The 14,642-nt window shown below is 64.1% G+C and carries 8 protein-coding genes; 5 read left to right on the top strand and 3 right to left on the bottom strand.

Annotation, left to right across the window (positions count from 1 at the left end):
* Positions 1–173: 173 nt before the first annotated feature.
* Positions 174–902: a tetratricopeptide repeat protein gene (locus tag IPV69_RS08145; RefSeq protein ID WP_206294537.1), complete on the top strand. Its 729-nt coding sequence runs from the start codon at positions 174–176 to the stop codon at positions 900–902.
* Positions 903–1,054: 152 nt separating this feature from the next.
* Complete coding sequence (locus tag IPV69_RS08140; protein ID WP_206294535.1) at positions 1,055–2,218, top strand: serine hydrolase domain-containing protein; 1,164 nt, start codon at positions 1,055–1,057, stop codon at positions 2,216–2,218.
* A gap of 13 nt (positions 2,219–2,231) precedes the next feature.
* Here the strand turns inward: IPV69_RS08140 and IPV69_RS08135 are convergent, their stop codons facing one another.
* Together IPV69_RS08135 and IPV69_RS08130 are read right to left on the bottom strand one after the other, a co-directional pair.
* Entirely contained in the window at positions 2,232–3,665 is a 1,434-nt protein-coding gene (locus tag IPV69_RS08135; RefSeq protein WP_206294533.1) for a DUF1501 domain-containing protein, read from the bottom strand.
* A gap of 162 nt (positions 3,666–3,827) precedes the next feature.
* Complete coding sequence (locus IPV69_RS08130) at positions 3,828–6,767, bottom strand: DUF1553 domain-containing protein (RefSeq protein ID WP_206294531.1); 2,940 nt, start codon at positions 6,765–6,767, stop codon at positions 3,828–3,830.
* A 138-nt stretch (positions 6,768–6,905) separates the two neighbouring features.
* Here IPV69_RS08130 and IPV69_RS08125 point away from each other — a divergent pair, with 138 nt between their 5' ends.
* The 3 genes from IPV69_RS08125 (at position 6,906) to IPV69_RS08115 (ending at position 12,927) form a co-directional block, all read left to right on the top strand.
* Entirely contained in the window at positions 6,906–9,881 is a 2,976-nt protein-coding gene (locus IPV69_RS08125; protein ID WP_206294529.1) for a DUF1553 domain-containing protein, read from the top strand.
* A 197-nt stretch (positions 9,882–10,078) separates the two neighbouring features.
* Entirely contained in the window at positions 10,079–11,506 is a 1,428-nt protein-coding gene (locus IPV69_RS08120) for a DUF1501 domain-containing protein (RefSeq protein ID WP_206294527.1), read from the top strand.
* Positions 11,507–11,859: 353 nt separating this feature from the next.
* On the top strand, positions 11,860–12,927 hold the full coding sequence (locus IPV69_RS08115) for a class I fructose-bisphosphate aldolase (protein WP_206294525.1): 1,068 nt from the start codon (positions 11,860–11,862) through the stop codon (positions 12,925–12,927).
* A gap of 318 nt (positions 12,928–13,245) precedes the next feature.
* Here IPV69_RS08115 and IPV69_RS08110 read toward each other — a convergent pair whose 3' ends face one another.
* Positions 13,246–14,424, bottom strand: coding sequence for a C1 family peptidase (locus IPV69_RS08110; RefSeq protein ID WP_206294524.1), 1,179 nt, complete (start codon positions 14,422–14,424; stop codon positions 13,246–13,248).
* Positions 14,425–14,642: the final 218 nt, after the last annotated feature.

The raw sequence follows: 14,642 nt of genomic DNA, 5'->3' as shown, positions 1-14,642 counted from the left end.
TCGGTCGGTGGGGCCACTACTTGAGTCGCCCCTGCCGCGAGACCGATAGTCGGTTCGTGAAGGTTTGTCGCCTGCCGAATCGCCCGTCTTACGGGCCGGCGCGAAATCCCCTGCAGGCAGATCGCCCTGGTGGATCGTCCTGCCGAACGAACCCGCTTTTTCGAGGCAACGCCGTGACCCATCGCCTGCCCATCTTCGCAAAGTTCATCCTGGCAACCTTCACTGTCGCCAGCGCCGCCGGGCTGTTGACCGGTTGCGGCGGGGCCGCCCCCTCCGGCCGGCAGGCCGGATCGGCATCTGCCGAGGAACTGCGGCAGCGGCAGGCGCCGCGTGACGACTTCGAAGCCGGCAAGGAAGTGCCGATCAACGCCGACACCCACTTCGCCGCCGGCCAGTTCGCCGAAGGTCAGGGCAACCTGCCGATGGCGATGGACCAGTACGCCAAGGCGCTCAAGCTCGACCCCAGGCACAAAGACTCGCTGTACCGGACCGGTATCGTGCAGGTGAAGCAGCGGCAGTTCAACAGCGCCATTGAGACGTTCAGCAAGTACGTCGAAGCATCCAAAGGCGAAGCAACGGCCTATGCCAACCTCGGGTTCGCCTACGAGCTGGCCGGACGCACGACCGAGGCCGAGAACACCTACCGCAAAGGCATCCAGCGTGAGCCGACCAACGCCGCCTGCCGCGTGAACTACGGCCTGATGCTCGCCCGCAAGGAGCGCTTCAACGAGGCAATCCTGCAGATGCAGACGGTCCTCGGCGAAGGCGAAGTCCATTACAACCTCGCCAGCGTCTACGAATCGATGGGCCGCAAGGAGCAGGCAAAGATCGAATACAAGAAGGCGATCGAGCTGGCCCCCAACCTGCGCGACGCGCAGGCCCGGCTCGACGCGATGCACTGAATGAACTGCCACGCGACGCAGCGCGTCGCTGACGAATAGAGCCCCGGGTCAAGACACTGCGTGTGTCGAGGGCCTCGGGGCTCATTTCGTAGACTGCCGCGTCGGGGGAGTTCACTTTTCGGCGAGCTCAAGTCCGCGTATAGAAGGCATCGGTGCCGCACGATCCTTCCACCGTCACTCGCGACAACTGGCTCTTGCCGCAAAACCTCCGCTGGGCACTTCGCCACAGCCGGCAGGTCGTTCCGTACGCAATAGTGGAACGCGGTGCTACCCGATCCGATCCCCTGCCTGCCGGTCCGGAGTTCGAGCTGGATGAACTGACATTCGCCGACAACGGGCAAACACTCCGCCTGATCGACTTCCTTCACCGATCGAAGATCGACGCCTTCCTGGTGCTGCACCGCGGGCAGATCGTCTACCAACGATGGTTCGAAGGGATGACGATCGACCAGCCCCACCAGTGGGCGTCGATGACCAAGTCGATCAACGGGGTGCTGGCTTTGATCCTGGCCGATCGCGGGGTTCTCGACCTGGGCAAGCCGCTGTCGGCGTACGTGCCGGAACTGTCGGGCTCTCCGTTCGGCGTGGCGACAATCCAGCAAAACCTGGACATGGAAGTGGCCGTCGATTGGCCGGCAGAGGTGACGGAGATGCACTGGATGATGGCGGTCGGTCTGCTGCCGAACGCCGGGGGCGTTCCGACGACTATTCGCGACTTTCTCCCCCGCATCGGCCGGCCTTCCCCGACCCCGCACGGAACGACCTTTCGTTACATCAACAGCCCCTCCGAATCGGTCGCCTGGGCGATCTGCAATGCGACTGGAAAGCACTGGCCGCAACTGGTCGGCGAGGAGATCTGGTCGAAAGCGGGCATGGAGCATGAAGCGACGGTGATCGTGGACTCGGCCCAATCCGCCCAGGCCAGCGGCGGGTTCAGTTCGTCGGTCGCCGACCTGGCCCGCTTCGCCGAACTGATTCGCAACCGGGGAATGACCGGCGGCCGCCAGGCGATCGCTGCCGGCGCGATCGAGCGGTGGCTGGCCCCCCACGCCGACAATGCCGCCGCGGCCGAACGGTTCGCCCGCGGCAACATCGCGATCGGCCGACCGGGCTTCAGCTATCGCAATGGCGTCTTTCACGTCAATGACGGTGACGGGTCACTGCAACTGAGCGGGCGGTTCGGGCAGCGGGTTCACATCAATCCGGCGGCGGAACTGGCGGTCGTCCAGTTTGCCTCGTACGGCGGTCAGGGCGAAGAAACCGCCGGCGCTTACCTGGCGGCGATGAAGGCGATCACGGCGGCCGTCGCTTCCTGAGCCGTGGCTCGCGTTACGCCAGCACATCCCCAATGACATGGCCATGGACATCCGTCAGCCTGCGGGCCGCGCCGTTGTGGTAGTACGTCAGCTTCTCGTGATCGAGCCCCAGCAGGTGCAGGATGGTGGCATAGAAGTCGTAGGGCGTGGCGATCTTCTCGGCGCTGCGACGGCCGAATTCGTCCGTCGCGCCGTAGCTGACGCCACCCTTGATGCCCGCACCCATCATCCACGCCGTGAATGCGTCGGGGTTGTGGTCGCGGCCGGATGTGCCTTCCTGGTGCGTGGGCATGCGGCCGAACTCGGTACACCAGATCACCAGCACATCGTCCAGCATGCCCCGGCGTTTCATGTCGGTCAGCAGCGCCGCCGTCGGCTGGTCGAAAACGGGGCAGTGCCGCTCGTAGTCGCTCTTGAGCGTCTTGTGCGCGTCCCAGTTGAGCAGGCCGTCCACGGCACTGGCGCGAGAGGCGCAGTAAAGACTGACGTACCGCACACCCTTCTCCAGAAACCGCCGGGCGAGCAGGCAATTGCGGGCATACGCCGCCTTAAGGGCGTTCTTGTCGTCGGTGCCGTAGAGGGTGTGAACTTCCGCCGGCTCGCGCGACAGGTCGGCGACCTCCGGGGTCGCCATCTGCATGCGGGCAGCCAGTTCGTATGCCGACATGCGCGCAGTCAGTTCATCGTTGCCCGCACGGGCCTCGGCGTGTTTGGCGTTGATGGTCCGCAGAAAGTCGCGTGTCGCCGCCTCTTCGTCCCGGCTGATGCCAGCCGGCGTCGCGAGATTGCGAAGGTTCTGTTGCGCCGCGATGGCGACGGCCTGGTGCTGCGCCGGCAGAAAACCGTTGTTCCAGTTGGCCTTGCCGTTGGGCGGTTCGCCGCGGACGTCCTGGATCGCGATGTACGTCGGCAGGTTGTCGTTCAGGCTGCCCAGTGCGTAACTCACCCACGACCCGGCCGAAGGAAAACCTTCCCGCGTAAAGCAGGAGTTCATGAAAATGCACCCCGGACCGTGGGTGTTGGTTCGCGATGTCATCGAGTGAACGAACGCGATGTCGTCCACATGCGCCGCCATGTTCGGCAGCATCGAGGAGATCATTTTCCCGCTCTTACCCGCCGGGGCGAATGGCCACGGGGACTGCATGAGATTGCCGTTCTTGCCCTGGAAGCTGGGAATGCCCGGATCGCCGGGCAGCGGCTTGCCGTTGTACTTCCAGAGCGACGGCTTGTAGTCCCAAAGGTCGACATGCGACGCCGCACCGGGACAGAAGATCTGCAACACCTGCTTCGCTTTGGCGGGATGGTGGGGCTTGCGGGCCGCCTCGGCGGCATCGGCCGCGCCTGCGACGTCGCCGCCCAGCAGTCGAGCGAGGGCGACACCGGTCAGACCGGTGGACATCTGACCGAGCAGGCGACGACGGGCGAGGTTTATTCCGGATGACCACATTCGATGACCTCTGCATGGACGGGCGGCTCTGTCAGTGACACGGGCTTCCAGCCCGTGCTGGGTGCGTCCCGAACTGGTGGCGTTGAGACGAATCGTTTTCTGCGTCCTGCGTCGCTCGCAGGGGGCTGGAAGCCCGTGTCACTGACAATCCCGTTGGAAACATCATTCGACGAACAGCAACTCATTCGCGTTCAGCATCGCTCGGCATAGCGCCTTCAGTCCGTGCATCTCGACGAGCTTGACCGCAGCTGCGCGTTCGTCATCGGTCGGTGCTCGTTGGAAGACGAAGGAGTAAACGCGATCGACTTTCTCCGCAGTCGAACGGCGATCGAGATCGCCGGCTACGCGGTCGGCGAGCGCGGCCGCCATGTCGATGGTGAAGCTGTGATTCAGCAGCGTCAGCGCCTGCAGCGGGCTGGTCGTCCTGGCCCGCCTTGGCGCGGCGAATGCGGTATCGGGAAGGTCGTACTCCGTCAGCAGATCGACCACGCTCGCTCGCGCGTTCTGGTGATAAACCGCCCGGCGGTACGTCTCCGGGCCGTGCTTGTCGAGGGGGAAGTAGGTGCTGACGTTGTCCTGCATAACGCGATAAAGCCGGAACCCTGGACCGCCGGGGGTCGTGTTCAGCTTGCCGCTGACGGCGAGCATGGTGTCTCGGATTTCCTCGGCCGCCAGTCGCCGTGGCGGGAAGCGCCAGAGCAACCGGGCGTCCTTGTCCTTCTTCGAGCCGTCGTCGCGCGATGCCGACGATTGCAGGTACGCCTGTGACAGCAGAATCTCGCGGTGCAGCGGTTTGAGCTTCCAGCCGTGATGCAGCAGGCGGCCGGCGAGCCAGTCGAGCAGTTCGGGATGGGTCGGCTGTCCGCCGAGGTAGCCGAAATCGCCGGGGGTATCGACGATGCCCGTGCCGAAATGGTAGTGCCAGACGCGGTTGGCCAGCACGCGCAGCACCAGTGCGTTGCTGTCGCTGGCGATCCAGTTGGCCAGCGCCAATCGGCGCTGCGATTCGGGCGTTTCGGCGGACAACGAATACGCCGGCGCGACACGGTCGAGTACCGCAAGACTGCCGGCGGTGACTTCCGCCGCCGGCTTCATCGGGTCGCCACCCTTTTGGAGGAACGTCTTGTCCTTCGGCTGGTTGAACTTGCCGGCCCACACCTGCCGCAGCGGCGGAACGGCATCGAGCTTGGCCTGCACCGCGGCCAAGTCCCGATCGAGCTTCGCCAATGCTGTGCGTTCGTTCTCGGTCGTCACTTCCCGCCTGAGCCGCTGGAGCCCGTGTTCCGGCGACCAGGGTTCCCGGTCAGCGCCGGACGTGACGGTGACCCACTGTTTGCCGTCCAGCGACGTTTGCAACTCGTACTCGCAAGGCGTTTCGCCGGTCGCCTTTTTCTGCGAAGGGTCAACGCTCTGGGTGTTGATGAACACCAGGCGATCGATGGATTCGGCCTTGGCGAAGGTGATCGTCAGCTCGGCGGGGGTGCCGATGAACCACTGCTCGCCGAGCTTGCCGTCGATCGTCAGTTGCGGACCGTAGGCATCGGGGAAGTCGGCGGCCTGCCGCGACCGGGCACCTGTTGCCGTCGCGCCTGCCGAGGCCGCTGCGGCGTTGAAGCTCTTGCCGGCCGGGCTTTCGGCCGTCCAGATCTCCACTTCGCCAAGCCGCGAGCCGGCCGCGCTGCGGGGATTGCCGGTGTGGGCGTGCAGGATCAGTTTCGCGTAGCGGGCCTCGATCGGCGTAAAGCGATCGGCCGTCTCGCGCGGGTCGACCTTGGGCCGGCTGAACTTGCGGCCGGCGGCCGCCGTCGCCGCGCGGGCGTTGATCTCAGCCTCGATCTTCGTCTTCTCTGCTGTCAGTCGGGCTCGGTCCTGGTTCAGAGTCTTCGTCGCGGCTGTGTACTCTTCCCGTTCCTGTTTCGAAGCCACCACCCGTCGGCCATGCTCGATCCCCTCAAACGCCGCCCGAATGCGGTAGTAGTCTTCCGCCGGGATCGGATCGAACTTGTGGTTGTGGCAGCGGGCGCAGTTGATCGTCAGGCCCAGGAACGCGCTGGCGGTTGCTGTGATCGGGTCGTCGAGTGTCGCCGCGCGGATGTTGGCCTTTGCGACCGGGTCCTGGTTGCCGACGTCGTCGTACGGCCCGGCGACGATAAACGCCGTCGCCACTTCGACGCTCGGGTCGTCCTTCCCGACGACGTCACCGGCAAGATGCTCGACGATGAACCGGTTGAACGGCTTGTCCTCGTTGAGCGATCGAATCACGTAATCGCGGAACGGCCAGAGGTCGTCGATGATGAAGTTGCGTTCGAACCCGTTGCTTTCGCCGAAGCGGACGACATCAAGCCAGTGGCGGCCCCACTGTTCGCCGTAGTGGGGCGAGGCGAGCAATCGGTCGGCGAGCGCTTCAACGGCCTTCCGCGGGTCGATCGTGTACGCGGCGATGAACGCATCGGTCTCGGCCTGGGTCGGCGGAAGGCCGATGACGTCGTACGTCATTCGGCGGACTAACACACGCGCATCGGCTGGCGGGTTGGGCTTCAGCCCTTCCGCGGCGAGCTTCGCGAAGATGAAACTGTCGATCGGACTTTCGGCCCACGCGGCCGGAACATCGGCGACGGCGGGCGGCACGGGCTTGGACAGTGGCTGCAGCGACCACCAATCCTTGTCAGCCCGCTTGGCGGTAGCGGCTGTGCCGTCGCGGGGGTCGGGCGCGCCCATCTTCACCCACGCCGACAGGTCGGCAATCACACCGTCGGGCAGCTTCGGCTTCTTCGGCGGCATCGCCAGGTCTTCGGTTTCGTGGCGAATACTGCGGATGAGCAGGCTCCTGGCGGGGTCGCCCGGCACGATCGCCGGTGTCATCGAGTCGCCACCTTTTTGCCAGCCCGGGCGGGAATCGAGCAGTAGGCCGCCGCGGACCTTCTTCGCCGAGGCGCTGTGACATTCGTAGCAGTGTTCGACGAGGACCGGCCGGACTTTCTGCTCGAAGAACGCCACGCCGGCGGGATCGGGTTTGGGCGCTTCGGCGACCACGGCGGTTGCAGCGGTCACCAGGGTGATGACCAGAGCTGTGCAGGCGTAGATCGAGCGGGGGTGATTCATGTTGCTCGCCAGTTCGACCAAGATCGACGCCAATTCAATACGCCCAACTCCTGGCGACGTTATCCCCGACGCGTTTTAGGTTTCCCTTGTCACGTTCGCAGGTTGATGCGACCATTCTGCGATCCGGTTTCACTTCTTATGCCGCAACTCAAACGATTTGCCATTTTCGCGTTGCTGTTGCTCGCCGGGCAGGCGGCAACCGCCGCGCCGGACTTCGACCGCGATGTGGCGCCGATACTCCTGTCGCGGTGTATCGACTGTCACGGAGGAGCCGATCCTAAGGGCCACCTCGACCTGTCGCGCAAGGCCAGGGCGATGGCGGGGACTGACGAAGGCCCTGTCATCGTTGCCGGCAAAGCCGACAAGAGCAGGCTGTGGGAAGTCATCGCCGAAAACGAAATGCCGCCCAAGAAGCCGCTTCCGCCGGAAGAACGGGCGATTCTGCGAGCATGGGTGGATGCGGGGGCGACTTGGGGCACCGATCCGATCGATCCGTTTTCCCGAAGCACCGACAAGCGCGCCGGCCGCGACTGGTGGTCGTTGCAACCGGTGGTGCGGCCGAGTGTCCCTGCGGTCAAGCAGGGCGGGTGGGTTCGGAACGGGATCGATCCTTTCGTGCTTTCCACGCTCGAGCAAAAGGGACTGCCGCCGAGCCCCGAGGCCGACAAGCGGCTGCTGATCCGGCGACTGTCGTTCGACCTGACCGGTTTGCCGCCATCGCCTGCCGAAGTCGATGCCTTTGTCGCCGATCCCGCTCCCGACGCGTACGAAAAACTCGTCGATCGCCTGCTCGCTTCGCCGCAGCATGGCGTGCGGTGGGCGCGGCACTGGCTCGATGTCGTCCGCTTCGGTCAGAGCAACGGTTTTGAGCACGATGAGTTCCGCCCCGATGCCTGGCCGTATCGCAACTGGGTGGTGGATGCGATCAACAGCGACCTGCCTTACGACCAGTTCGTGAAGTTGCAGATCGCCGGCGACGTCCTGCAGCCGGGCGACGCGGCGGCACTGTCGGCGACGGGGTTTCTGGTCGCCGGCGCGTTCGATTCCGTCGGCCAGGGCCAGATCAGCCAGGTCATGCGGAAGGTGGTCCGGCAGGACGAGCTCGAAGACATCGTGGGCACGATCGGCCAGACGTTCGTCGGCCTGACTGTGCAGTGCGCCCGCTGCCACGACCACAAGTTCGATCCGGTATCGCAGAAAGAGTATTACCAATTGACGGCGGCCGTCGCGGGCGTGCGACACGGCGTGCGTGACCTGCCGTTGCCGCGCGAACAGGTCGCCGAAGCCAAAGCACGGCTGGCGGCGGCCACCGCAGAACTGGCGTCGATCGAAACGCCGGCACGGCAGAAGATTCTCGCCGCGCGAGGCGGCCGACCGGCCGAGCCGCCGCCGGCACTTGCGCGGTGGGACTTTCGTACCGGCGGCAAAGACCAGTACGGGAACTTGAACATCCATCTGTCGCCGGGGGCGCGACTGTCGGACGAAGGGCTGGTGCTCGACGGTAAAGCCGCGTTCGCCGCGGCCGGCCCGATCGGGAAGAACCTGCGTGCCAAAACACTGGAGGCCTGGGTCAAGCTGTCGAACCTGCAGCAATCCGGGGGCGGGGTGATCGGGATTCAGACCTCCGGTGCGGTATTCGATTCTGTCGTTTACGGCGAACGGCAGGCCGGCCGATGGATGGCCGGAAGTAACAATTTCCAGCGCACCCAGGACAATGGCGGCCCGGCAGATACTGATGCCGCCCAGCGATTCGTTCACGTTGCGATCACCTACGCCGATGACGGAACGATTACCGCGTACCGCGACGGCAAACCTTACGGCCGCGGCTACCGTGCCTCGAACGTCGCCGACTACGAGGCCGGGGAGGCGGAGATTCTGTTCGGCATGCGCCACAGTCCGGCTGGCGGGAATCGGATGCTCGCCGGTGTCATCCAGCGGGCGGCGATTTACGATCGGGCGCTGACCGAGGCCGAGGTCGAAGCTTCGTCTCAAGCCGGCAGTGATTTTATTTCGGTGGCCCAGGTCGAGGCGGAACTGACGCCGGCGCAGCGTGACCGCCGGCGCGGCCTCGTGCAGCAGATCGAACAGGACGCCAAGCTGTCGTCAGGCACCGGCGGCAAGGTGTATGCAGTCTCGCCCAGGCCGCCGGAGCCGACGTTCCTGCTGGTTCGCGGCAATCCGCAGCAACCGGCCGAGCCGGCGCTTCCCGGCGGATTGGCAGCCGTCGCGGGTGTGAAGGCCGACTTCGCGCTCGCCGCCGATACCCCTGACGTTGACCGCCGAGCGGCCCTGGCCAACTGGATCGCCGACCCGGCCAACCCGCTGACCAAGCGCGTGATCGTCAATCGCCTGTGGCACTACCATTTCGGGGTAGGCATCGTCGATACGCCCAACGACTTTGGTTTCAGTGGCGGTCGGCCGTCGCACCCGCAGTTGCTCGACTACCTTGCCGACGAGCTGGTCCGCCAGAAGTTCAGCCTCAAGGCGATGCATCGGTTAATCGTGACGTCGGCGACCTATCGCCAGTCGTCGCGAACCAACCCCGCCGCGCTGGCGATCGACGCCGACAACCGCCTGCTTTGGCGCAAGTCACCGATCCGCATGGACGCCGAGACAGTGCGCGACACCGTGCTGGCGTTGTCGGGCGAGTTGGGCCTGCAAGTGGGCGGGCCGGGCTTCAGCGATTTTGTCATCAGCAAGGCCAGGGGAACGATCACGCACGAGTACGCGCCGATGGAGAACGCACCGGGGTCCAATCGGCGGACGCTGTACCGCGCCATCGCCCGGGGTGCCCGTAGCGGCCTTTTGGACGCCCTCGACTGCCCCGATCCGTCGGCGACTTCGCCGAGGCGTGCCGTGAGCAATACGCCGTTGCAGGCGCTGGCGCTGCTTAACAACGCGACGATGCTGCGATCGGCCCAGGCGATGGCGGCACGCATCGAACGCGAGACGACGGACGTCGAAGCGCGAATCAAAGAGGTCTATCGCCTGAGTGTCGGTCGCGTCCCCGGCGATGATGAGGTCGCCGCGGCGAAAAAGGTGGTCGAAGCGCATGGCTTGGCCGTAGTGACCCGGGCGATCATGAACAGCAATGAGTTTTTGTTCGTCGAGTGACGACTCCCTCTCCCCTGTACTCAGGGGAAAGGGTTGGGGTGAGGGGCCGAACGTGAGACGACGTGCCTCGCCTGAGAGGATTGCACGGCTTCGCGGTGGAGCAGTTTTCCTTTGCGAATCACGAAGCCTGACGTCCGGCCCCTCACCCTGGCCCTCTCTCCCGAGTACGGGGGAGAGGGGATACCGAGAGTAACGCCATGAACTTCAACCCCTCCCGTCGCGATTTCATGTCCTGGGTCGGCCAGGGTCTCGGTAGCGCGGCCGTTGCGTCGTTGCTGATGAAAGATGGCGCACTCGCTGCGCCGGTGGCGGGTGGCGTTTCGGCCCCGCACTTTGCGCCCAAGGCACGGCGAGCGATTCACATCTGTCTTTGCGGGGCGATGAGCCAGGTCGATTCCTTCGACTACAAGCCGATGCTGGGAAAGATGCACGGCAAGTCGCTGTCGGCGGACGAAAAGCCGGACGTCTTCTTCGGCAAAGTCGGCCTGCTCCGCCAGAACGACTGGGCGTTCCGCCAGCGTGGCGAGTCCGGACTTTGGATTTCGGAGTTGTTCCCGCACATCGCCCGGTGCGCCGATGAACTGACGGTGATCAACTCCATGTTCGCCGAGACATCGAACCATACGCCGGCAACCTTCCAGGAAAACACGGGCTTCCGCCTGAACGGCTTTCCGACCATGGGCGCGTGGCTAAGCTACGGCCTGGGCAACGAAACGGACAACCTGCCGTCGTATGTCGTCATCCCCGACGCCCGTGAACTGCCGGCCGGCGGATCGATCAACTGGAGCAACGGTTTTCTTTCGGCGCGACACCAAGGCGTCGTCATGCGCAGCAGCGGCACGCCGATCGACGACCTGTTCCCCTCCCGTCCACTGGCGGCGGGGGCGGATGCGGCGACGCGCGACCTGCTGGCGACCATGAACGGCCGGCACCTCGTCGCCGCCGGCGGGGGGGATGCACTATCGGCCCGCATTCGCAGCTACGAACTGGCGGCGAAGATGCAGCTTGCCGTCCCGGAGGTGACCGACCTTGCCGGCGAGTCCGAAGCGACGCGCGAGATGTACGGCCTGAACCGCAAGGAGACCACCGATTTCGGCCGGGGTGCATTGATGGCCCGCCGACTGCTCGAGCGGGGCGTGCGGTTTGTGCAGCTTTTCTCCGGCGGCACGTTCGGCAGTCCGCGCCGCAACTGGGACGGCCATGAAGACATGGTCGCCAACCACTCTCAGGAAGCGCTGCGCATTGATCAGCCCGTCGCGGCGTTGCTGAAGGACCTGCGAGCCCGTGGCATGCTCGACGACACGCTGGTGCTGTTCACCACCGAATTCGGCCGAACGCCATTCACGCAGTCGGCGGCCGATGTCGTCGGCAAGGGCCGCGACCACAACCAGAACGGCTTCAGCATCTGGATGGCCGGTGCCGGACTCAAGCACGGCCTGGCGTACGGCGCGACGGATGACATCGGTTACAAGTCGGTCGTCAATCCCACCCCCTGGTACGACTTCCACGCCACCGTCCTGCACCTGCTCGGCATCGATCACGAAAAGCTGACGTACTATCACAACGGCATCCAGAGGCGGTTGACGAACGTGCACGGACATCTGATCAAGGGAATCCTGGCATGACTTGAGATGCTCTCGCATCTGTGCGGACGAAGAGAACGCGAAGGCGCGAAGGAATCGCGTAGGAATTGATTCGCGGTCGGTCATTCGCGTGTTTTGATTCCTGCAGGGTGGCACGGGATCGCCGCTCGCGCCAAATGTCCATTGATAAGCACCGGTCATCGATTGCCTTCCTCCCCGCTTCGTGCCTTCGCGCCTTCGTGCTCTCTTCGTTCTGAAAGCGGCTCGGCCGCGTTAATCTTTTCCGGCTCGAACGCGGTTACCGTTCTTTTGCGTCTGGATCCGTAGCGCAGGCTTCCATCCTGTCCCCGTAGTCGCCGGGCAAACGCCTGCTTGCCGCATTAGGGAGTCATCACATGAGCACGAATCACGCTGCCCTCGTCGAACTTCTCGGCCCCGAAGCCAGCGCGCTGCTGAGCTACAAAGCCACTGGCTTTCCCCGCGAGACGCTCCATCTCCCGGGGCCTGACTTCATCGATCGCGTGGTGTCGCAAACCGATCGCACACCGAATGTGTTGCGGAACTTCCACCAGATTTTGAACACCGGTCGACTCGCCGGGACCGGCTATGTGTCGATCCTGCCGGTGGACCAGGGGATCGAGCATTCCGCCGGCGCCAGCTTCGCGCCCAACCCGATCTATTTCGACCCGGAGAATATCGTCAAACTCGCGATCGAAGGCGGCTGCAACGCGGTCGCCAGCACGCTCGGCGTCCTCGGGGCGGTCAGCCGAAAGTACGCCCACAAGATCCCGTTCCTGGTGAAGCTGAACCACAACGAGTTCCTGAGCTACCCCAACCGCTACGACCAGATCATGTTCGGCCAGGTGAAGCAGGCATTCGACATGGGCGCGACCGCGATCGGGGCGACCATCTACTTCGGATCGGACGAAAGCACCCGGCAGATCCAGGAAGTGTCGGCAGCGTTCGAGAAGGCGCACGAACTGGGGCTGGTCACCGTCCTCTGGTGCTACCTGCGAAACTCGGCATTCAAAACCCCCGATAAGGACTTCCACACCGCCGCCGACCTGACCGGGCAGGCCAACCACCTTGGCGTCACAATCCAAGCCGACATCATCAAGCAGAAACTGCCCACCAACAACGGCGGCTACAACGCGCTGAAGTTCGGCAAGACTCACAAGGACGTCTACGCCAAACTCACGCCCGGCGATCACCCGATCGAGCTGACCCGCTACCAGATCGCCAACTGCTACATGGGCCGGTCGCCGCTGATCAACTCCGGCGGCGAGAGCAAAGGCGCGACCGACCTTGCCGAGGCGGTGCGAACGGCGGTCATCAACAAGCGCGCGGGCGGCATGGGCCTCATCAGCGGCCGCAAGGCGTTCCAACGGCCGATCGCCGAAGGCGCCAAACTGCTGCAGACGATTCAGGACGTGTATCTGGACAAAGAGATCACCGTAGCGTGAGAGACTGAATCAGTCCGGATGCAGATAAATTAGCCCCAGTTCGATGCCCGAGTTCGATGCCCGAAGAGAACGCGAAGGCGCGAAGACACGAAGGAAACGCGAAGGGGGTTTCAGCGCCATTGGCTCTTCTGAAAGGGCATCCACGGATGTTAGAAATCGGCCGGTGAGTGGTTTTTGCCTGTGACCGTGACGCTAACTCGCGAAGTTCGCTCGATCCCAGGCTGAATCCCTTCGCGTTTGCTTCGTGTCTTCGCGCCTTCGCGTTCTCTTTGGCACCGGACTCGGGACTATTCGTGTTCATCCGTGGCCAGCGTTCCTCTACTTCAGAATCGGCGTCGCCGACCAGGCGATGATCTCGGGGATGGGTCGCGAGCCGGTCGTCATGCCGCCGCGCAGGTGTTCGATCTCGACGATCACCTTCAGGCTGTGAACCTTCAGGTCGGTCACCTGTACGCGAAAGCCGTTGAGGGCATCGGTGCCGACGAGCCGTGCCAGCGGCGGGGGGAAGGTTCGCGGGTCGCCGTTGACATCGACGTCGGGCGCGTAGACCCAGTACGTCACTTTGCGAATCCCGCCTTCGGGCATGTGTTTGCTCTTAAGGACGAAGCTGAGGTTGGCCGAGAAGGTGCCGTCGTCCAGCTTCTTGCCCTGGGCGCGGATGTCGAAGTCGGGCCGGTCGGCGATGTCCATCGTGGGGACGGTTTTCACGCCGCCGATGGTCATGCCGCTCTTGAGCTTATGTTTTACGTAGTGATCCCAGTGCAGGTAGCCGTAGCCCTGCTCGCCCCATTCGATGCCCCATGAGTTGCGGATGATGACGTAACCGTCTTTGGTGTAGCCGACGGCGAGCACGGCGTGGTTGCCGTTGTCGGCCCAGATGTTTTTGATGCCCTGGGCGTTGGGGCCGATCGCCGAATCGACCCGGCCGCGCGGGGCGTACTTCCATTGTTCGCTGTTAAGGCCCATGCCCAGCACGACCGGAACGCCGGACGCGATCTGTTCCTTCAGCCAGTCGAACGACATCTGGCTGGCCGTAAACACCTTGATGTCGGCGGCCTGAAAGATGGCCCGGTCGCGGAGCAGCTTGGCCTGTTCACCTTTCACGCGGTTGAACGCCTGCGCGACACGAACTTCGTCGGCGTTGTTGGGGTTGAACCCGAAGACGCCGACGAACTCATACGGAAAGACTTCGGCGCTGACGAGCGGATTGGCGTCGAGGAACTTCTTCATCTCCAGGAAGTTGGCGCCTTCGATGTCGAGTGTGTTCTGCTTAATCAGCGAGTAGACGTAGGCCTCGGAGAGCCGTGGCACGCCGGCGTAAAACTCCATCGCGGCGATACTGGAGAAGACTGCGCACGAGCCGCGAAAGAGCTGGTTGCGCACGGGGTAGAACAGCGGGCGGAGGTCGGCTTCGTCAGGTGGTTTTGCGACGGCGGTGTGTGTGGCGAGGATCAGGACCACGAGTGCGGTCAGCCGTGCGAAGCGCGTGCGGTGCATCAGTGAGCTCCGTCAAAGGGCAATCATTGCGAAGAGACATCCGCGGGAACGTGCTTCATATATCGGCGTTTTCCGGGGGTTCTACCAGTGCAATGGGGTGGTTCGGAGAGGGGACGCGGGGTCCGAGGGACCCGAATTGCGAGAAAAATGGGGGTTTCGGACAAGTTTTCCACAGAATTCCCGAGAAATTCGCGTGTTTGAGCACTTGCGTATTGTGT

Origin of the sequence: Humisphaera borealis (genome assembly GCF_015169395.1) — a bacterium.
GTDB lineage: Bacteria > Planctomycetota > Phycisphaerae > Tepidisphaerales > Tepidisphaeraceae > Humisphaera > Humisphaera borealis.
This window is presented reverse-complemented; position numbering and strand designations above follow the sequence as displayed.